The 19,970-nt window shown below is 61.5% G+C and carries 19 protein-coding genes; 6 read left to right on the top strand and 13 right to left on the bottom strand.

Translation table 11 applies throughout. The features are described 5' to 3' along the window. Positions 1-5: 5 nt before the first annotated feature. A complete protein-coding gene (ppk2, locus tag GH665_RS25665) occupies positions 6-932 on the bottom strand; it encodes a polyphosphate kinase 2 (protein ID WP_153140084.1) in 927 nt (308 codons plus the stop codon). Between the two features lie 191 nt (positions 933-1,123). Beyond that, a complete protein-coding gene (locus GH665_RS25660; protein WP_153140083.1) occupies positions 1,124-1,552 on the bottom strand; it encodes a VOC family protein in 429 nt (142 codons plus the stop codon). 194 nt (positions 1,553-1,746) lie between these two features. On the opposite strand from GH665_RS25660, the gene GH665_RS25655 reads away from it, so the two are divergent. Further along, positions 1,747-2,784 carry a S1C family serine protease gene (locus GH665_RS25655; protein ID WP_153140082.1) on the top strand — a complete coding sequence of 346 codons (1,038 nt, stop codon included), beginning with the start codon at positions 1,747-1,749 and terminating at the stop codon, positions 2,782-2,784. A 158-nt stretch (positions 2,785-2,942) separates the two neighbouring features. Here GH665_RS25655 and ggt read toward each other — a convergent pair whose 3' ends face one another. From ggt to GH665_RS25625, 6 genes are all read right to left on the bottom strand, one after another. Continuing rightward, a complete protein-coding gene (ggt, locus tag GH665_RS25650; protein WP_153140081.1) occupies positions 2,943-4,676 on the bottom strand; it encodes a gamma-glutamyltransferase in 1,734 nt (577 codons plus the stop codon). 228 nt (positions 4,677-4,904) lie between these two features. Further along, positions 4,905-6,308 (bottom strand): MFS transporter, encoded by a 1,404-nt coding sequence (locus tag GH665_RS25645; protein WP_153140080.1) that lies wholly within the window; start codon positions 6,306-6,308, stop codon positions 4,905-4,907. 269 nt (positions 6,309-6,577) lie between these two features. Then, positions 6,578-7,342: a phosphocholine cytidylyltransferase family protein gene (locus GH665_RS25640; RefSeq protein WP_153140079.1), complete on the bottom strand. Its 765-nt coding sequence runs from the start codon at positions 7,340-7,342 to the stop codon at positions 6,578-6,580. Between the two features lie 27 nt (positions 7,343-7,369). Next, entirely contained in the window at positions 7,370-8,389 is a 1,020-nt protein-coding gene (locus tag GH665_RS25635) for a flippase-like domain-containing protein (RefSeq protein ID WP_153140078.1), read from the bottom strand. After that, on the bottom strand, positions 8,386-9,204 hold the full coding sequence (locus GH665_RS25630) for a HalD/BesD family halogenase (RefSeq protein ID WP_153140077.1): 819 nt from the start codon (positions 9,202-9,204) through the stop codon (positions 8,386-8,388). Before GH665_RS25630 ends, GH665_RS25635 begins: the two co-directional genes overlap by 4 nt. Then, the gene (locus GH665_RS25625; protein WP_153140076.1) at positions 9,201-9,896 is read right to left on the bottom strand and encodes a CDP-alcohol phosphatidyltransferase family protein; all 696 of its coding nucleotides are present in this window, start codon (positions 9,894-9,896) and stop codon (positions 9,201-9,203) included. Before GH665_RS25625 ends, GH665_RS25630 begins: the two co-directional genes overlap by 4 nt. A gap of 239 nt (positions 9,897-10,135) precedes the next feature. Between GH665_RS25625 and GH665_RS25620 the strand changes: the two genes are divergently transcribed. Further along, positions 10,136-10,570 carry a hypothetical protein gene (locus GH665_RS25620; RefSeq protein WP_153142299.1) on the top strand — a complete coding sequence of 145 codons (435 nt, stop codon included), beginning with the start codon at positions 10,136-10,138 and terminating at the stop codon, positions 10,568-10,570. Between the two features lie 36 nt (positions 10,571-10,606). On the opposite strand, the gene GH665_RS25615 is transcribed toward GH665_RS25620, so the two are convergent. After that, positions 10,607-12,559 carry a PhoX family protein gene (locus GH665_RS25615; protein WP_153140075.1) on the bottom strand — a complete coding sequence of 651 codons (1,953 nt, stop codon included), beginning with the start codon at positions 12,557-12,559 and terminating at the stop codon, positions 10,607-10,609. Between the two features lie 189 nt (positions 12,560-12,748). Next, positions 12,749-13,321: a hypothetical protein gene (locus GH665_RS25610; RefSeq protein ID WP_153140074.1), complete on the bottom strand. Its 573-nt coding sequence runs from the start codon at positions 13,319-13,321 to the stop codon at positions 12,749-12,751. A gap of 623 nt (positions 13,322-13,944) precedes the next feature. On the opposite strand from GH665_RS25610, the gene GH665_RS25605 reads away from it, so the two are divergent. From GH665_RS25605 to GH665_RS25595, 3 genes are all read left to right on the top strand, one after another. Continuing rightward, positions 13,945-15,096 (top strand): porin, encoded by a 1,152-nt coding sequence (locus GH665_RS25605; protein WP_028200537.1) that lies wholly within the window; start codon positions 13,945-13,947, stop codon positions 15,094-15,096. A gap of 361 nt (positions 15,097-15,457) precedes the next feature. Next, a complete protein-coding gene (locus tag GH665_RS25600; protein ID WP_174771758.1) occupies positions 15,458-15,814 on the top strand; it encodes a sugar ABC transporter ATPase in 357 nt (118 codons plus the stop codon). A 153-nt stretch (positions 15,815-15,967) separates the two neighbouring features. Then, positions 15,968-16,492 (top strand): metal-dependent hydrolase, encoded by a 525-nt coding sequence (locus GH665_RS25595; protein WP_153140072.1) that lies wholly within the window; start codon positions 15,968-15,970, stop codon positions 16,490-16,492. Between the two features lie 294 nt (positions 16,493-16,786). Here the strand turns inward: GH665_RS25595 and GH665_RS25590 are convergent, their stop codons facing one another. The 3 genes from GH665_RS25590 to GH665_RS25580 all read right to left on the bottom strand — a co-directional run bounded on the left by GH665_RS25590 (position 16,787) and on the right by GH665_RS25580 (position 19,032). Further along, a complete protein-coding gene (locus GH665_RS25590) occupies positions 16,787-17,590 on the bottom strand; it encodes an AraC family transcriptional regulator (protein ID WP_408273560.1) in 804 nt (267 codons plus the stop codon). Between the two features lie 170 nt (positions 17,591-17,760). Further along, on the bottom strand, positions 17,761-18,687 hold the full coding sequence (gene epsC, locus GH665_RS25585; protein ID WP_153140070.1) for a serine O-acetyltransferase EpsC: 927 nt from the start codon (positions 18,685-18,687) through the stop codon (positions 17,761-17,763). Between the two features lie 111 nt (positions 18,688-18,798). Then, the gene (locus tag GH665_RS25580) at positions 18,799-19,032 is read right to left on the bottom strand and encodes a hypothetical protein (RefSeq protein ID WP_030099888.1); all 234 of its coding nucleotides are present in this window, start codon (positions 19,030-19,032) and stop codon (positions 18,799-18,801) included. 344 nt (positions 19,033-19,376) lie between these two features. Between GH665_RS25580 and GH665_RS25575 the strand changes: the two genes are divergently transcribed. Beyond that, on the top strand, positions 19,377-19,829 hold the full coding sequence (locus tag GH665_RS25575; protein WP_153142298.1) for a DUF3005 domain-containing protein: 453 nt from the start codon (positions 19,377-19,379) through the stop codon (positions 19,827-19,829). Positions 19,830-19,970 lie beyond the last annotated feature (141 nt).

Genomic DNA, 19,970 nt, shown 5'->3' with positions numbered 1-19,970 from the left:
CCCGCTCAATAAATCTCGGGCACGATCATCGAAGGCGGCACCGGCTGACGGCTGTATTCGTCGTGATAAACCCGCGCGGGCAATTCGACCGTCGGATGCTCAATCTCGTGGTACGGCACCTGGCTCAGCAGATGGTGAATGCAGTTCAGGCGCGCGCGCTTCTTGTCGACCGCCTGCACGACCCACCATGGTGCTTCGGGAATGTGCGAGCGCTGCAGCATGACTTCCTTCGCCTGCGTATACGCTTCCCAGCGGCGCCGGCTTTCCAGATCCATCGGACTGAGTTTCCACTGCTTCAGCGGATCGTGGATGCGGTTCTGAAAGCGGATTTCCTGTTCTTCGTCAGTGATCGAGAACCAGTACTTGAGGATCTGCACGCCGCTGCGCGCCAGCATCTTTTCGAATTCCGGCACCGAGCGGAAAAACTCTTCGTACTCGTCGTCGGTGCAGAAATTCATTACGCGTTCAACGCCCGCGCGGTTGTACCAGCTGCGATCGAACAGCACCATTTCGCCGCCCGCCGGCAGATGCGACACATAACGCTGGAAATACCATTGCGTGCGTTCGCGGTTGTTCGGCGCAGGCAAGGCCGCCACGCGGCACACGCGCGGATTGAGCCGCTGCGTGATGCGTTTGATCGCGCCGCCCTTGCCCGCTGCGTCACGCCCTTCGAAAATCACCACCAGGCGATGGCCGGTCTGCACGATCCAGTCCTGCAGTTTGACGAGCTCGCCCTGCAGGCGAAACAGCTCGCGGAAGTACACCTTGCGCGCCTCGCGATGTTCGGGCGAGAAGCCGTCCGCACCGTCGATGATACGGTCGTCGACCTCCATTTCGAGCTCTTCGTCGTACGCGTCGATGAGGTCTTCCTCGAAACGGCGTTGCCGTTCTGCCATGACTTCGGCCTCGGGTCTCGGATCCAGCTCTTTCATTAGGACTCTCCTGGCAACGGAAATGATTAGGCGCGCGGCGCATACGCGTCGCGAACGGGTTCGATTATCGAAGCGCGAGGTGTCAGCCGTGTTACCGGCGCGGCGGCCACGCGTTGCTGCGAGGGATTCGCCCGCGGCCTGCGCGCCGTGTGGTGAGCCATGATAGCGACTTTTGTGTGGCTGCCCAGGCCCTAACGCAGCGGCTTCGCAAAGCTGAGTTCGTGGCCATCGGGATCGGTAATGTGAAAATAGCGCTCGCCCCACGGCGCATCGGACGGTTCGAGCGACGGCTTCAAACCCGCCGCCAGCGCCTTCCGGTAGAGCGCGTCGACATCCGAGACGTAGAGGATCACACGGCCCCACCAGTTCACCGGGGCGCGGGTGTCCACGATCAGATTCAGATACGAACCGCCAAATGCGAACGACGTGAACGCTTCGTTCGAACCGCCGAATTTGATCGGAAAACCAAGCGCTTCGTAAAACAGCACCGCGCGCGGCATATTGTGGGTGGCGAGCGTGATGGCGCTCAGCGACTCGATCCGTGGGCCGGCCGGCTCCGTCGGGTCTATTCGCGCACTTGACGACGCAGAGGCTGCGGCTGACGTGGCAGGCGAGTTCATGGCGGCTACCTCCTTGTCGACATGGTAGCGCCGGACGGGCTTGTATGGCGTAGCGGGCATTAAGGCGGACATTGAGGCTGGCGTCGCGCGACACGGGAAAGTACCCCGTAGCCGGCCTCGTCCCCCGCCGCGCCGGCACTTGAAAACCCTTCCACCGCCCCGCATCTGGATTCCCGTTTATCCGGAGCATCGCCATGGGAAGCCGTCCACGCTTCATCGATGACCTGTCGCGCGCCGCATCCGACGCCCCCGGGCCCGATCCACTCAGCGTTTTATCCGACGACGCCCTGCTCGACGCCTATTCCCGCACCGTAATCGGCGCGCTGGAACGAGTTCAGCAGGCCGTCGCCTTCATTTCTGTCGAACGCCGGCTGCCCGGCGCCCCCGCGGGGCGCGACAGTCGCGGCGGCACCGGCTCGGGCTTTCTGTTCACGCCCGACGGCTATCTGCTCACCAACAGCCATGTCGTGCATGGCGCCACCCACATCACAGTGACGCTCGCCGACGGCGCGAAATTCGACGCCGATCTGGTCGGCGACGATCCCGGCAGCGATCTGGCCGTCCTGCGCATCGGCTCGCCGGAGCCGCTGCCGCACGTCGAACTCGGCGAATCGTCGAAGCTGCGGGCCGGCCAGATCGCAATCGCGGTCGGCAATCCGCTCGGGCTCGCGCAAACCGTGACGACCGGCGTGGTCTCGGCGCTCGGCCGCTCGCTGCGCTCGAATTCAGGCCGCATGATCTACGACGTGATCCAGACCGATGCCGCGCTCAACCCCGGCAATTCGGGCGGCCCGCTGATCAATTCAGCCGGTCAGGTGATCGGCGTGAACACCGCGATCATTCCCGGCGCGCAGGCAATCTGCTTCGCCACGGCGATCGATACGGCCAAGTGGGTCATCATGCAGATTTTCGCGCATGGCCGCGTGCGGCGCGCGTACATCGGCGTGGCCGGCACCACGAGGCCGCTGTCGCGCCGCGTGCAGCGCTATTTCGGCCTGGACTCGAAAAGCGGCGTGCACGTCATGGAGATCGTCAAAGGCAGTCCGGCCGCGCTCGGCGGTCTACGCACCGACGACACGATCGTCGCGATCGATACGCTTGCGGTGCAAGACGTCGATAGCCTGCAACGCACGCTCGACGCCTCGCGTATCGACAAGCCGGTCAACGTGACCGTGTTGCGGGGCGCGCAACGGCTCGAATTGACCTTGACGCCGGTCGAGCAGACAAGCTGATCGAACCGCTGCAGAGCGGCTCAACAATACCCCACACGCCTTGAGTCTCACCGATAAAAAAGGCCTCGCACTCAATCGGGTGCGAGGCCTTTCTTCTGCCTGCGGCGCATCCGCAAAGATGCGCCGCCTGGATGCTTCTCAACGATTCAACCAAGCGTTCACTGGATCACCCGCGTCACACCACGGCCGCGCGGATCGGCTGCCGCTTCCGGCGTATCGCCGTTGACCTTGATCGCCTGAATGTCGCCGCTGAAATCCTGCCCCTTCAGCGTGTAGCCCTTCGCCTCGATCTGCTTGGCGAGTTCGCCGTCGATCGGCTTGTACGGCTCCCAGAAGATCGTGTTCGGCGGCAACAGTTGATGATGGAAACGCATTGCCGCAACCGCGTCCTGCAACGGCATGTTGAAGTCGTAGACGTTGTTGATCACCTGGAAGATCGACGTGAAGATGCGCGAGCCGCCCGGCGTGCCGATCACGAGCGACACCTTGCCGTCCTTCGTCAGAATCGTCGGGGTCATCGAAGACAGCGGGCGCTTCTTCGGTGCAATCGAATTCGCGTCGCTGCCCACCACGCCGAACATGTTCGGCACGCCCGGCTTCGCGGAGAAGTCGTCCATTTCGTCGTTCAGCACGATACCCGTGCGATCCGCCACCACACCCGAGCCGAAGTAGCCGTTGATGGTGTACGTGTTCGACACGGCATTACCCCACTTGTCGATCACCGAGAAGTGCGTGGTTTCCGCTTTCTCCGGCATCGACGTGCCCAGACCCGGCTGTACGCTCTTCGTATCCGAAGGCGTAGTCGGGTTCACCTCGGCAGCGCGTTTCGCGAGGTATGCGTCGTCGGTCAGTTGTGCGACCGGCACCTTGTAGAAGTCCGGATCGCCGAGATACTGCGCACGATCGGCGAACACGCGCTTCTCGATTTCGGCAATCAGATGCACGTATTGCGCGGAATTAAGCGTGACGTCCTTGAAGTCGGGTGCGATGTCGGCCTTCATCTTCAGCAACTGCACGAGACCGATACCGCCCGAACTCGGAGGCGGCGCGGTAATCACGTGGTAGCCATTCCAGTCTGCCTGGATCGGCTGACGCCACACCGCCTTGTATTGCTGCAGATCGGCCTTCGTAATCAGACCGTGACCGCGCATGGAAGCCGCGATCAGATCCGCCGTCTTGCCCGAGTAGAAGTCTTTCGCACCCTGATCCGAAATGCGCTGCAGCACGGCGGCGAGATCCGGTTGCTTGAAGTTCACGCCCTGCTTCAGATTACCGAAGTAGGTGTCGAAGTTGGTCTTGCCGGCAAAGTCTTTCGCTGCGTCGTCGCGGCGTTGCTGCAATTGCTCGCTGACCACGAAGCCGTCGCGCGCGTAGTGAATCGCCGGCGCGAGCACCTGCTTCCATTTGAGCTTGCCGAAGCGGCGTTGCGCCTGCCACATACCGTCGACGGTGCCTGGCACGCCGACCGCGCGGTAGCCGAACAGGCTCATGTCTTTGATGACCTCGCCCTTGTCGTCGAGGTACATGTTCTTCGTTGCAGCCAGTGGCGCACGCTCGCGATAGTCGAGGAAGTACGGCTTGCCGTCGACATATAGTGTCATGAAACCGCCGCCGCCAATATTGCCCGCTTCCGGATACGTCACGGCAAGCGTGAAGGCAATCGCGACGGCCGCGTCGACGGCATTGCCGCCTTCCTTGAAGATCTGTTCCGCGGCGCCGGCGCTGTACTTGTCGGCGACCGCAATGGCTGAAGCGGTGAGAACTGCCGGCTGCGCTTTTTCGGGCGCTTTGGCAAAGGCCGGAGTGGCTTCGAGAAGGCCGCTTGAAACGGAGACAAGCGCGACTAGCGCAAGTCCGCTAACGGACGATTTGGCGTTGTGAAACAACTTCATTGGATCCCCTCCGAGACGACTTCTTCATCTGACGATAACGAAAGCTGCCTTGCGCTTATAACATGCGGGTCCGGCATTTGCGAAGCCGTGGCGCGCATGGGGTGCATGCTGCGGCACACAAAAAATGCGCGCTTGGCGACGCGGATTATCGTGAGCCGCGACTGTTCGAATTAACTTCGAACACAGCTACCGCGCCGCACCAAAAAAAACCCGCGCAAGCGCGAACACTCACGCGGTGCCTCTGCTGCCGCGGGCAATTTCATCGCCGGCACCTGGCGGCAGGCGCGCGGTCACCGGAATCGACAGGAACGAGAACAGGCCGACCACGAGAAACGCCGGCCAGAAGTCGGAGAACACGATAGTCGAATGACCCTGCACGTTATGCGAGATTTGCAGCACAATGCCGGCGATCGTCACCCCGAGCCCCAAGGAAATCTGCTGGATCACGCTCGCCACACTCGTCGCGCGGCCAACGTCGCGGCTCGAAATGTCCGCGTACGCCAGGCTATTCAACGACGTGAATTGCAACGACGGGAAGAAGCCGCCGAACAGCACCACACACCAGATCAGCCAATGCGGCGTGCCGGGAAAGAACAGCCCGTAGACGGCAATGGCGAGGCCCGCGCAACCGGCGTTGAACATCAGCACCGTGCGGAAACCGAAGCGGCTGAGAATGCGCGACGCGGCCGCCTTCATGAAGATCGAGCCGAACGCTGACGCGCAGGTGATCGATCCCGACTTGAACGCTGTCATGCCAAGACCTTCCTGCAACGCGAGCGGCAACAGAAAAGGCACCGCACCGAGGCCGATGCGAAACAGCGAGCCGCCCACCACGCTCGCATGAAAACTCGGAATGCGCAACAGCCGCAAATCGAGTACCGGCAATTCGACGCGGTTCGCGTACAGCACGTAAATCACCAGCAGCACCACGCCAATCACGCACATGCCGATCGATGCGGTATTGGACACCAGTCCGCCGCCAACCAGCGAGAGCCCCAGCATGAACAGCGACGCCCCGCTCGCCGACAATACGAAACCGGTCCAGTCGAGCCGGCCAGGATGCGCTTCGCGCACGTTGGCGATGTGTTTGTTCGCGAGCCAGATCCCCAGCAAACCGATCGGAATGTTGATGAAGAAAATCAGGCGCCAGTGCAGATACGTCGTAATGAAGCCACCGAGCGGTGGCCCCACGACCGGCCCGAGCAGCGCGGGCACGGTCAGATAGTTGACCGCGCGGATGAAGTCCGACTTGGGCACCGAGCGGAAAATAATGATGCGCCCCACCGGCACCATCATCGCGCCACCGATGCCTTGCACGAAGCGCGCAACCACGAAAGTGCCAAGCGAAGTGGACGCCGCGCACATCAGCGAGCCGGCCATGAAGATGCCAATTGCCGTGCGAAACACTGTGCGCGAGCCGAAGCGGTCGGCAACCCAGCCGCAAATCGGAATGAAGACGCCGAGGCCAATGACATAAGCCGTCACGGCAAGCTTGAGGGTGATGGGGTCCTGGCCGAGATCGCGCGCCAGAACTGGCAGCGACGTCACGATGACCGTGCCGTCCACGTTTTCCATGAACATCGCACACGCGACGATCAGCGGAACAATGAAAGTGCCTAAAGCGAGAGGCATTGGCATGACGGCGGGTTGCAAGGCCGCCGATGTAAAGCGGCAATTATCGCACTGCAACGACAACAGATGTTGCTAAACAGCGTCCTTTCGCATTCGCGCTAAAACGCGGCTTGCTATCCGGTACTGAATCGTTGAGCGCGCAACGACGCAGCACAGCCTACGAAAAACAGGAGTAAAAAGAGAAGAAAACGCGAAGCGATGATGAGCCGGAATATAGCCGGCTCATCATGCCATTCAGAAGCGCTTCAAAAACAGCGCCGAGGCAGAGCTCAGCGTGACGCGCTGACCAGCGGTTGCAACGACGGCAGAATTTCGGTGCTGGCGCGAGCGACGTCGTTCGGGAAGTCGATCTCGATCCACGGCGAGCCGGTCACGTCAGCCGTGTCGAATACCTGGCTGCGCTCGAGCAGCAGGTCGCGCACCGCTTCTTCGTGCGGCATATTGGCCCGGCCGCTCTCGACGTAACCCGCGACGATCTGCGTGAAACGTTGCGCGGTTTCCTGGCGGAAACGGAAGAATCCCACCGATTCGCCGATGGTGTCGTACTCGAGATTGACGGCGAGTTGCTTGCGCAACTCGACCGGCACGCCGTCTTTCAGACACAGCTTGACGGGCTCGTCGCCCGCTTCGAAATCACGGTCGATCAACAAACGGTTGACCGTTTCGCCCGCCACCAGCGCGTTCAGAATGCGCTCGTCGTAAAGCACGTCGGCATCCATCAGCAGCACGTCGCCGCCGCGCGTGAGCGCCTCGGCCACCGTGTGCACCGTCAGCACGCTACCCAGGTCGTAACGCGGGTTCAGCACGGTTTCCACCTGATGCGGCCAGTTGATGCGCTCCAGTTCCGCCTGCACCGATTCCGGCTGGAAACCGAGCGCCAGCACGACCTCGGTCACGCCGGCGGTTTCAAGCATCTGCAGATGCCGTTCGAGCAGGCTCATGCCGTCGAACTGCAACAGGCACTTCGGGAACTGTGCCTGCGGCGGTTGCTGGAGACGCAGGCCTAGGCCCGCTGCGAGGATGATGGCACGCATGCGCAGTCCTTTGAAAAAATTCGGAGATTAATCGACAACCGGTACGCGCCCGGTGGCGCGCCGCCGTTGCCAGTTTCGTTCGCTGAAATGCAACACCAGCAGTCCCGGCAAACCCAGCAGGATTTCACGTGCGCGCTTGGCGAGCGACAACGCCAGCGCCGCATCCGGCGGCAGGCCCACGAGCGGCGCAAGCAGCAGATAGCCGCCTTCCTGCACACCGAGCGAGCCCGGGATCATAAAGGCTGCGCCACGAATCGCTTGCCCGAGACTTTCGAGCAGGAGTGCGTCGACCCAGTCGACCGGATGACCGAGGAAGCTCAGCGCGAGCCACACTTCGACCGTGCCGACGATCCAGCCCACCAGGCTCAGCGCAAAGCTCGCCGCAACGCGGCCGCGCTCGCGGTAGATGCCCTGCACGGCCGCGTCGACGGCTTCGGCGCGCGTCATCAGCGACGACCAGTCGCGTTTGCCGAACACCTTGGAGACCACGCCCAGCAGACGCCCGAACAGACCGCGCCGCTGCGCGTAATAGAAACCCGCGATCATCGCACCCAGCACGCCGGTGGCAATGAACGTGGCGGTTCGCAGATCGTGAAGCGCGCCATGTGCGGCGTAAGCGCCGAACAGCAGTAGTCCGAGCAGCGCGAAAACGATTTGCGCGAGCGCTTGCGCCGTCGTGCTGACGGTAATGGCGGCCGCCGCGTCGCGCATGCGCATGCCGCGCTGGGACAGTTGCCGCACCATCACCACGGGGCCGCCGATCTGGCCGGCCGGCAACAGGCTATTCACCGATTCGCCGATCCAGCGTGCGAACACCGCATCGCGCAGCGTGACGTCATGATGCACACCGTCGTGCCGGCGCCGGAACAGCACCGAGATCGCACCGGCATCGAGCACCAGCGGCACGACGTGAAACGCCGCGACCAGCACAAGCCCCCAGCCAGCCGCGGCCAGCGCCGAGGCAACGGAGCCGAAACCCTGCCACGCGAGCAGGCCGACAAAAAGCGCCGTCCCGATCGACAGCAGAATCAGAGCCGCGCGTGTCATGCGTGGCCCTTGCCGCGCTTCGTCATTTGACGGAAGACCTGACGGAAACCGAAGTACGCGATCGCGTCCTTCATATTGGAGACGAAACGGCGCCACGGCCGCATGTTCGGATCGGTGACGTATTCGAAAGTCAGCGATACACGCATTTCGTTCGCGCCAGCCGGCGTAATGCGATGCCGCAGCTTGTCGCCGTCGAAGAACACCAGGCCGCCCGGCGGAATCTGCACCGAGCCCGGCTGGTCCGGCACGTCCGGATTGCGTGTGTGCAATTCGTAGTCGAGCCGGCACGACGATTCGTCGATCACGCCGAGCAACAACGTGTAGCGGCGGCCGTCGTAGTACGAGGTATCGTAGTGCCAGCCGATGTGGTCGCCGGCACGCGTGTAGTAATACAGCGCATACGCATGCGGATCGTCTCCGGGCGACACTTGCAGCTTGTCGCCGCTGAGTTGCTCGAGCCAGCCAATCAGTTCCTTCGACCGGTACAGCTCGGCGATGAACGGCGCGAGGCGGTCGATCGTATGGCGGCTCACGCTGCCGCCCTGCTTGTGGCCCGGCAGATAGTTGCGGTTCACTTCGTCGAGCAGACCGCGCGCACTCTGCACGAGCTGGTCAGTGACTTCGGGCGCGAGAAAATCTTCCAGATACAGGAACGCGCCCTGCTCGGCGAAATCCCTGGAGAGCCGCGGCATGTTGAAGCTCCGCGTGCGGCCCGCCACCGCGCGATCGGCATTCGGCGCAGGCGTGGCCGGCGTAACCGGCGAGCGTTCAACTGAGATTGGCGCGATCACGTCGTCTTCGGCGTGCATACTCATTCACTGGCCCACATTTGACTGGTTTCAGGTTCCTTGGCAGGGACGGCCGCCAGGCGGGCGGTGCGGCGCGAAACGCGCCAGTAATCGACCACGACCCAGGCAGCAAAGAGCGGCGCACCAATCGACGCCACCACCACGAACGGTGTGACGACGCTCGTCAGCGTGACGATGGGCAGCAGATACAACACGTCTTCGGTTTCGAATCCGCCAACCGAAGCCTGTTTGGTGCCCGCCTTGCCCGCCATGTCTTCGATGCGCATGCGCAGGAAGAAAATCAGGGCGACCGCAACGCCGGCCACGGCGCCGAGCCATCCCGGTGAAACTTTCAATGCGCCGACATGTGTCGTACCGATTCCCATGCCGACGAACAACATGACAGTCACGAGCGCGTCACAAGCCAGATCGTAAAAATGACCGATCCGGCTCGATTTTCCGCCGATGCGCGCAAGCTCGCCGTCCGTGTGGTCGACGAAGTTCGACAGCACGATCAGAAAGGCGCCCGCATTGGCTGAGGCAAATCCGCCGCGAGCGAGGCACAGCGCGCCCGCCACGCCAATTAGCAGGCGCAGCGTGGTCAGATGGTTCGGCGTAACCCACGTGTTGACGAGCGGCGTGACAAGCCGGCGGGCGAGCCGCGCATCCCATGTCCTCGGGGCCGGAACGTTCAACGGAATTTTTGGTCGGGAATTCATAACCCGGAAATATATACGGGATCGCGAAAGCGTGCTTTATTCCTTAACGTTTTCTTAAGGCCTCGCGTGACCCTCAAGTGCCGGCTGGTGGGCAAAGTATGCCGAATCACGTTAAAGTGCGAATCCAGTTGCGCCTGTCATGACGGATCACTTCGATGCGCAACGTTTTTTGGGTCGCGGCATTTGGCCGCCACCCGTTGCGAACACACTACATCGAACGCAGGTCGTTATTCACGCTTATGAAATGCCTGTTTTTCTCTGCACTCCTTGCGCTGACCACCGCGGCGCTGCCGCTTACCAGTCACGCCGCCGCTCTCGACACACCGCTGACCTGCAATGAAAGCGGTCATCAGTTCATTGCCGATCTCGCCCAGCAACAGCTGATCGACCCGAAGCCGACGCGAGTCGAAAGCAACTCCATCAATGCGTTTTCGCCGACCCGGGGCGCCGACCTGACCGCCTACGGCTTTCACGTTTTCGCGGTGGTCGGCTACGAAAAAGACGACCCGATGTTTCGCGTCGGCGATGGCGAGCCGGTAGCCCGCTCGGCCTATGGCGTGGTGGTGTTCGGCAGCGAATCCAAAGTCCAGAACGCGCTCACCGAAGGCGGCAGCACGGCGATCGTGCACCGGGTGGCGCCGCTCATCACGGCGATTTTCTGCAAACGGAGTTGAGGCGGGCGGCCCGATGCCGCCCGGCACCGCCACTCCCTACAGCTTGATCCCCGCCGGATCCGCCGTCAGATACCCCACCGTCGCGCCAAAACGGTCCTTATAGTTCGCCCGCACGAGCGGATCGAGCGTCGATTGGACCTTGTCGTGCAACGGTGTTTCCCAATCGCCGACGTGCTGAAAGTTGCTCATCACGTAAGTCCAGCCGTTGATTTCGTCGACCGCGTGCAGGCCCGTCGACTCCGCACCCGCCGGGCACGACAACACGCGCGCGAGCGTCTTCGTGTCGACGTTGTAAGCCCACAGGAAATTGTTGACGTGCATGCCGCTGTCTTCGCCGATAAACAGCGTGCGCAGTTTTTCGGAGAACTTCAGGTTGTCCGGATTCGCGATGCGATCCGCGTTCGCCGTGTTGCCGAGCGCGTCGGCGGGCGACAGATCCTCGCCGACCAGCGCCGCGGGCGCGGCCATCTCGACCGGCACCCACTCGCTGTTGATCGCGCCGCCGCTGCGGTCGCGCTGGCCGCCCTTCATGTTCAGCGCGTAAACCGCACCGGCGTTGATGACCTTGTCGAGCGCAATATCGGTCGACGCAGCGTTACCGCGCACCATCGATTTCTCGATGCGCGACATCGCGGAATACAGCACTTTGTCCTTGATATTGACCGTCGTGCCTTCGAGCTTCGTGAACCCCATGCTGCCGCCCGCCAACGCGGCGTAGCGGTGCGTTTCGAGGAAGGTCGCCGCCTTGACCATGCCCGGCTTGACGCGCACCCAATTGAAGGTGCCGTTGTAGTTGATCTTCGTGTAAGTCGAATCGGCGGGATCCCTGGTCGCAATGTCCACGATGTCGCTCGCGCGCAACTGGTTGGCGAGCGCCTCGATTTCGTCGCTGGTCGCGTGGCCCAGATTGATCCAGGAGAGCGTCGCCGCCCCCGCGCCGCTCGATGAGGTCTGCGTCCACTTCGCCACATACAGCGTGCCGGCCGACAGATCGGTCTCGCGATCGGCGATGAACATGAACAGGCCGCCGTTGGTCGCGTCGTCGCCCATCAGCACGGTGCGCTTGTCCGGCATCACCTGAATCAGTTCGTGCGAGATGCGGCCAAGGCAGTAGTGCTTTTTGATCGTGCCGGTGCCGTCGGGATTCACGGTCACTTCCGGCAGATGGCCATAGTGATAAGGGTTGGCCGTGGTTTCGTCGCCGAACAGACTGCGGCTGAAGCCCTTGAACTGGCTATTGGCCGCGATCGTGGAAGCGTCCGGCTCGTATTCTTCACTCGACAGATGCGTATTCCACGGCGACAGGCTCGCGCCGCATGTGATCCACAAGCCATGGGCCTTCGAGGTATCCACGTTGGAATAACCCGCCAGAGTGAGCTTGCCGGTAGCCGGGTCCTGATCGAGCGTGAGCACGGCAATCGGCGAAGGCAACTGGCCGTACATCGACTTCAGGCTCTGATCGCGGGTCGTGTACTCGAACTGCACGACGGCAAATACCGCGTTGCCCTTGAGTCCCTTGACCGTCGGCTTGTCGAGGCGGATCAGCGAGCTGCCGTCCGGACAGTCCGAATAGAACTGGCGCTCCTTACCCGAAACGGATTTATCGATGATCGGCTGATTGTTGATGTCGAAGTAGCCGCCAGCCAGGATCGTGCCGCCCTTGATGTTCGGCACCATATCGCCGGTCACGAAGAACGGCTGGTAAGCGAGCTTGAACGAGCGGCGGCTGCCGTCGCTCAGTTGCACCGTGAGGGTGGAGCCGACCGTGGTTTTCGCCATCGCGGCGGGCTCCGCCAGCGTCGGCGCGGCCATGGCGCTGAATGCCGCCGAGACGAAGTTCGCCACCGGCTTGACCGGCGTTGCCAGGTCGTTGCCGCCACCGCAGGCGGTCAGCATCGACGCCGTTGCGAGGCCGCCTAACGGCAGCATCGGCACGCCAGTGAGTATTTTCAGGGCCTTGCGGCGGGAAAGGTCGAGCTGCTCTGCCATGTTGTCGTGATCCAGGTTTTGGGTAGCGTGGGTGATTGCACAGCCGGCACGCACTCAGATCCAAAACCGCATGGTTCACGCTCGCGCCGCTATGACGCGAGGATTCTATGAAGCCAATGTGAAAGTATATTGACAGGCTTTAGTAATATTTAATTTGGCGATTTGTCAGCAACCCGTGCTGCACCCGGTTCAGCCCGGACGGCGAAATTCGTTCTCGACCCACGCAACGGCGCTCGCCTTGCTGAGCTTGAAGTTCAGCGCGACCTGCACTTGCGCGAGCTGTTCACCGAACGTGTCGAGCGCGGTCAGCAGCGCGTACGGTTCGTCTTCGTCGGGAACGATGTCGAGCGTGATGTCGAGTTCGTCGTTACCGTCCGCGCTGGCCACGCGTACTTCTTTATGCAACTGGGCGCGCAGTTGCTGCTCGTGGCGGCGCAGCACCTCAGACGCGGTTTTCACCAGCGTGTTGAATGCCGAGGTATCGAGCGGCTTCGGATCTTTCTTGTTGCGGCCCATCGTCCACGGACCGACGAGCGCCGGTTCCGCTTCGCCGTCTTTGATCATGGCGACGGCCCAGCCTTCATCGTCTTCGTTCTTGATGACGCGCGCGGTCCAGCCGTCGTCGCGCCACAGACGCGCTTCGTGCACGGTTTCCGGCTGCGCTTCGTCAAGCTGCTCGGGGATGGCTTCGTGGATTTCGGGCGCGCCTTCCGTCGTGGGGATAGCAGGGGTGTCGGACGATGGAAGGGGGGTATCGGTCATTACAGGTTTACTCACGTTCGCGGGGCGGAAACACATCTCAAGCCTGCGATTCTACCCGCCCCGCGCGCGCTCAATCCGCCCTCTGACGAATGGATAAGCCGGTGCAAGCTCCTCGTCATGCGAAATAGTGCATTTCGTTATGTACGGGAACTTATTAATTCATTAAAAAAGTTTCAAAAAAAACGCGGCCCGAAAGCCGCGCATAAAAGATGAAAAAGACACCCCTGGTCAAGGGGTGAAGTGAATTGTAGAACCGTAATTAGCCAGGATAGACCATATGAACTGGAAGAGTGCATTGCAGAAAATAGAATAAATCAAGTCCGCTTTATGATTCGCTCAAATCCTTACCGGATATGACAAAGCGGGAACGTCGCGATCGAGCAACATCTATAATTTGACAAATAGTTACAGCGCCGCTGCATACAGATATTTTTTCTTTATTTATCCGCACTTACACAATTACAAACCGTCATTGCGAAATAGAAAAATCATTGTTGTGCCATACGCGCTTAAAGATATTAATAGCAGGAATACACTGCGCAGCGGATCGTCAGGCAGCCGGGGCAATCGGCTGCAAGCACTGGAATGCGATTCTTTACGCACTGTCCCGGAGTTATCTAAACATGAAAAAAACCCTCATCGCAGCAGGTCTCATGGGCGCGTTCGCCATCACGGCTCACGCACAGAGCAGCGTCACCTTGTACGGCACGCTGGACGCCGGCCTCGTCTACTCGAACAACCAGGGCGGTCACAGCAACTGGCAACAAGGCAGCGGTTCGGTGTCGAACACCTACTTCGGTCTGCGCGGCAGCGAAGACCTTGGTGGCGGCCTGCATGCCATCTTCACGTTGGAGAACGGCTTCAATCTGAACAACGGCCAGGACACGGAGAGCAGCACGATGTTCAATCGTCAGGCTTTCGTCGGGCTGAAGAGCGATCAGTACGGCGCGCTGACGCTCGGCCGCCAGTACGACTCCGTGGTCGATTACCTCGCGCCGCTGTCCGAAGCGGGCGCGGGCTTCGGCAACAATCTGGCCGCTCACCCGTTCGATAACGACAATCTGGACAACTCGTTCTCGATCAAGAACGCCGTGAAGTACACGAGCGCGAACTATGCCGGCCTCAAGTTCGGCGGTCTGTACGGCTTCAGCAATTCGGCCGGCCAGTTCTCGAACAATCGCGCGTGGAGTGCCGGCGCTTCGTACGACAACGGTCCGCTGAGCGTGGCGGCCGCCTACCTGCAACTGAACAACTCGGGCAGCTCGAACCTGAGCGGCGCCGTGTCGCAAGGCGACGGCACTGCGGCAGTCGCGGCAAACCTGCAGCGCACGTTCGGCGCCGGCATCAACTACACGTACGGGCCGGCAACGGCAGGCTTCGTGTACACGCACACGCAACTGGACGGCATCAGCGGCGTGGACGTCGGCGGCGTCACGCTGCCTGGCGTGGCGGGCACGAACCTGCATCTGGACAACTACGAGTTGAACGGCAAATACGCACTGACGCCGGCCCTGAGCCTCGCCGCGTCCTACACGTTCACCGACGGCAAGATGTCGGGATCGAACGGCTCGGGCGATCCGAAGTGGCACACGGTGTCGCTGCAAGGCGACTACTCGCTGAGCAAGCGTACCGACGTGTATGTGGAAGGCGTGTACCAGCACGCATCGGGCGAACTCGGCAACTTCGGTGCGAACGTGGCGGCAATCAACACGCTGGCGCCGTCGTCGACCGGCAACCAGGTTGCCGCTGCTGTAGGCCTGCGTCACCGTTTCTAAGTTGCGCTCATTGCGCTCAGTGCTCTCGTTGCGCTGATAGCACGTGTAGAGCGGCACACCCATCCGCTCTGCAGTCGAAACCGCGCGTGACACGATCACGTGCGGTTTTTTTCATGGGGCTTACGTTCTCACATTTCCACGTAGTCATAGTGACGCCACAAGCGCGCCGTGGGTATACTGAACCCGGCTGCCTTCCTCACCTCAACGCCGTTATGTCGCTACGTCGCTACGTCGCTACGTCGTAACATCGCTGCGGTTGAACGGCGGTTTCGTCGCGAAGCATGACGTTACGTTCAATCGCGTCGCGCTTCGCCCGCGCCCCAAGTTCCCGAGTACGACCGGGGACGCCGACGACCGAACCATGAAAAGACTTCTTCTGCTTGCCCCCGCTGTTGCCGTCACTGCTTTTCTCGCTGCCTGTGGTTCTTCCAGTGGTCCCGCCCGCGATGCGTCCCAACCGATGATGTACGTGTCTTCGCAACGTGCCCCTGCCTATATCGCCGATTGCCTCGAAGGCAAGCTGTCGCGTGTGCGAATGTCGCGCGTCGGCGGGGCGACCGAGATCGCCGTCGGTTCCGATTCAAACACCTCGTATTTCGTCACGCTGACGCCGTACAACGCCGGCTCGGTCATCAAGGTGATGCGTCCCGCGAATGCACCGGACGATCCGCCTGAACCGGAAATGCGCTTCGACATTGCGCGCTGTGCGACCTCCTGAGTTTTGGGTCGCACGGCTGCGTCGTTGAAGACCGCTCTCAAGGTCACGCCGATACGTGATTTTTAATTCACGTGTCGGCTATTTTTTTATCCGTTCATCTGCGAATATAGCCGCCCCCTGGCTTTTATCCGGCGCGCTGCGTCGTGAGGTTCGATGGCATCCAGCAAAGCACATCACGCGACCGGATTCGCGGCCGGCGTTATCGCGGCGGCGGTCGTCGCGCGCGTCGGTGGCGGCGGCTCGTTTCATATCGGCGTGCTGTTGAGTTTCATCGCCGGGGTGGCCGGGAGTACGGCGCCGGACTGGCTGGAAGTGGCGTGGTGGTCACGCGCACGAAGACTGTGGATCACCCATCGTACGTTGACGCATTGGGGGGTGGGGTGGGTCGCGTTGCTTGTGGTTTCTTATCACTGGCTTGGGCGGTCTGGTTATGCTGCGCCGGGGTTCGGGTTTGCTTGCGGTGGGTTGATGCATTTGCTGGCCGATTGGCCTAATCCGCTTGGTGTGCCGTGGGTCGCCGGGCGGCACTCATTGAAGCTCTGGAATAGTGGGCACTGTGATTTGATTGTTGTTGCGGCTTCGTGGGTCGCGGCTTTCTTTGTTGGGGAGCATGTTTGGGTGCATGGGGTGCACGGAATGCTCGGGGTTTCGGTTTTGCGGGGATGGGGGTGGCTTTGACTCGCGTCTTTGGGTTTTTGGCCTTTCCTTGTTGTGTTAGCGGTCTATTAGCGTTGCCCCTGTGCGGGGCGGCACCTACTTTTCTTTGCCTGCCGCAAAGAAAAGTAGGCAAAAGAAAGCGGCTTTACACCGCCAGCTCATAAGCGGGTCCCCTGGCTTGAGGGGGTAGTGGTGCATCTGGAATCTGTGTTCTCGCACATTCCGCCTCAGTGACAAGGCAGTCATACTTCCGGCGGCGCTGCGCGCGCCGTGGCGGTTGTTCAGCCCCCCCTCCTGTGCGCCCCCTTCTTGCGGTTATGCTCGTGTCGCCGATGCGTAGTTCGCCGGTGTAATCCCCAGCAATCGGACGAAAGCCCTGGTCATGTGGCTCTGGTCGGCAAATCCGGCGGCAGCCGCGGCCTCGGCCAAGGTCGTTCCGCGGGCGATCAGTTGCCTCGCAAGCATCACGCGCCGCTGCATCCGGTAGGCGTGCGGCGGAAGTCCCGTCTCATGCGCGAAGCCGCGTAGTAACTGAAAACGACTCATGCCACTGTCCGCCGCCAGATCGGCTAGCGTGAGCGGTGACGAAGGGTCGTCGTCGATGCGAGCCCTCGCTCGTACAATCGGGCTCAACGACGGCAATAGTCGCGAACGTGCATTCGCGCTCGCGTGCGTTCGGATCAGATACCCAAGCAAATCGAGCATCGCCTCCTCCCGCACCAGATCGTCCGGCACGGTTTGCGCTTCCACCGATACCGCGAACAGACGCTCGAACAACCTCTTCAGCAACGGATCGTGTATCGCCGGTTGCGTTAGCTCGATCTCGTGCGCAGCCGCACCGCTCAGCTCGACAGCAACATCGGACAGCATCGAAGGCTCGAAGTACAACATGCGCCATGCCCGGCCGCGCTCGTCGAGCGGGCTGCCGTCGTGCACCTCCCCCGGATTCACCATGATCGCATCGCTCGCCCGCGCTTCAACCACGCCGCGCCCACTCGACGATCGATGCCCGCCAGCCACGATTACGCCAACGCCGAACCGGTCGTGCGAATGACGCGGAAACGAATGCGCCGTTTCCGCTACCGTCGCCTCAACGCCGGCAATCGCACAACGAGGCATGTGAACGCGGCCGTGCGGCATGGTTCGCCTTGTCAGAAATTAAGGAGCGTGCGGCGCGGCGCAACACGCGCGAATGTGCGCCGCGATAACGCGCCGTGAGTTGCAAGTCGAATCGCAGAGCGCCACGCTACGCTGCAAAGCACAAGATGACAGGCAAGCCGCCCCGCTCATCAGCCACGCCCCTCGTCCGTGCGGTCGCTCTCACGGATCTTGCCCTGCGACACGCTGCTGCCCGGCGGCACACTATGCGTCAGCCACACGTTGCCGCCAATCACCGAACCACGCCCGATGGTCACGCGGCCGAGAATCGTCGCGCCGGCATAAATCACGACGTCGTCTTCAACGATCGGATGGCGCGCGTTGCCCTTGATCAGCGTGCCGTCAAGGTCCGCAGCGAAGCTCTTCGCGCCAAGCGTCACGGCCTGATAAACGCGCACACGCTCGCCGATGATCGCTGTCTCACCGATCACGACGCCCGTGCCATGGTCGATAAAGAAACTCGGCCCGATGGTCGCGCCCGGGTGAATGTCGATGCCCGTCGCGGAGTGCGCAATCTCATTGATGAAGCGCGCGAGCAAGGGCACGCCGAGGCGATGCAGCGCGTGCGCAAGACGGTGATGCGTCATCGCCCATACGCCCGGGTAACACAGCAGAATTTCCGTGATGTGCTGGGCAGCCGGGTCGCCGGTGAAAGCAGCCTGAATGTCGCTGACCAGCAATGCGCGAATCCCGGGCAACTGCGTGCCGAATTCCCGCGCGACCTCGTACGCACGCGCCTTCAGATCCGCATCGGGCGTCTCCCCGAACTCGGGCAGAAAGCGCAAGGCGCGCCGGATCTGTTCGGCAAGCAATCGCAACGTGCTTTCGAGTGTATGGCCAACGTAATAGTCGACCGTTTCGTCAGTCAGATCGGGGGCGCCGTAGTGTGTGGGAAACAGCGCCGCACGCAAGCCGGTGACAATGGAGATTACCGCTTCGCGCGACGGCAGCTCGCGAATGCCGAGCGGATGCCGCGTGCGGTGCAACTCCTCACGCGAGGCGCGCAAGTCCGCAACGATCTGTTCGAGGCCCCAGTTGTGGGAAGGCACGTTAGGCATAAAAGGACAGCGCCGTACGCCAGGTACGGTTCAGAGTGATTGTCCCAAGAGATTACCGCGTTTTGCCGTGGCCCGCGCAATGCGGCGCGGCTGCCCGGCATGCCGGATGCTTCAGATGGTCACGCTGCTCGCGTCGATCCAGCGCACCGCCCAGTCGCGCGCATGTGCGATAGCGGCGACTTCGTCAGGAAAACGCAAGTCGGTGGGAAAAAAACGGTTGGCGACCAGTTCGCCGTCGCTCGAGCGGGAGATGACCACATAAGGTTGCCAAGTACCATCGCCCGCGCGCGCCGGCGCGCAGTTCAGCAAATAGCCGCGATGTGTGAATGCAGCATCGAAGTGCATGTGTCACCCGCCCTGACGGCCCCGTAAGATGTTCTGAGTAGCGCGTTTGTTCATTGTCGGCCATGTAAAAACAACCGGACGCATGTCGTCAACGCATGTCGTCAATTTAACCGCGCTTCACTTGTCGGAGTAAGATCATACTCTGTAGAAAATAGGCGTCCATTAAAAAAAACGAAAGGACTGCCGGACGCAATCGCGAGGCGAAATGCCCGCATACATCAGTGCACATAACCGCGAGGCAACCGCGGCGCGCGCAGTACAAACTCACCGCACAACAAAATCGTGCGGAGCAGGAACGGGTTTTGCCGCACTTCAACCATGTCCTCTTCAACGGAGAATGCATGATGAACAGCGATATCAACAAGCCAGCAGACACCGGCCAACAACCGCGCACCACTGGCCCTCGCACGACGGAGCTGCACAACGACCGCACCCACGACAGCACGGTCGACACCGACGGCAAGAATCTCGAAGCCGCCCGCATCGCCGGCCACAGCCCGATCTCGCCCGACGAAATCACGACGAGCAACGCCACTCTGATCAACAGCGTGCCGGAGGCGCACGACGGCATGGCCGGCTTCGACAGCCGGGTTGGCGGCAATCACCTGCTGCTGGCGCTCGAACCAGGCTGCACGGTCATCGACAAGGGCATGGTCGAGCCGCAAGGACCCGATTCAGCCGACGATCCGTTTGACGATCCGCGCTCGATCCGCAGCCGTCGCGAACGCGGCCGCATTCACTACGCCCTTAATCATTTACGGCCCACTCGCGTAATCGAATTACATCGGTCGAAATAGATATTGGAACCGCGGACACTGCGGACACTGCGGACACCGCGCGTATTCGTTTGAATTGGCCCGTTTGCATCGATTAATCAGTCCATTCCAAAGCGCGCGCCGTTTGAATGACGGCGCGCATCCCGTCACGGATTAGAAACT

The organism is Paraburkholderia agricolaris, assembly GCF_009455635.1.
Classification (GTDB): domain Bacteria; phylum Pseudomonadota; class Gammaproteobacteria; order Burkholderiales; family Burkholderiaceae; genus Paraburkholderia; species Paraburkholderia agricolaris.
Note: the sequence above shows the minus strand (reverse complement) of the source record. Positions and strands in the feature narration are given on the sequence as shown.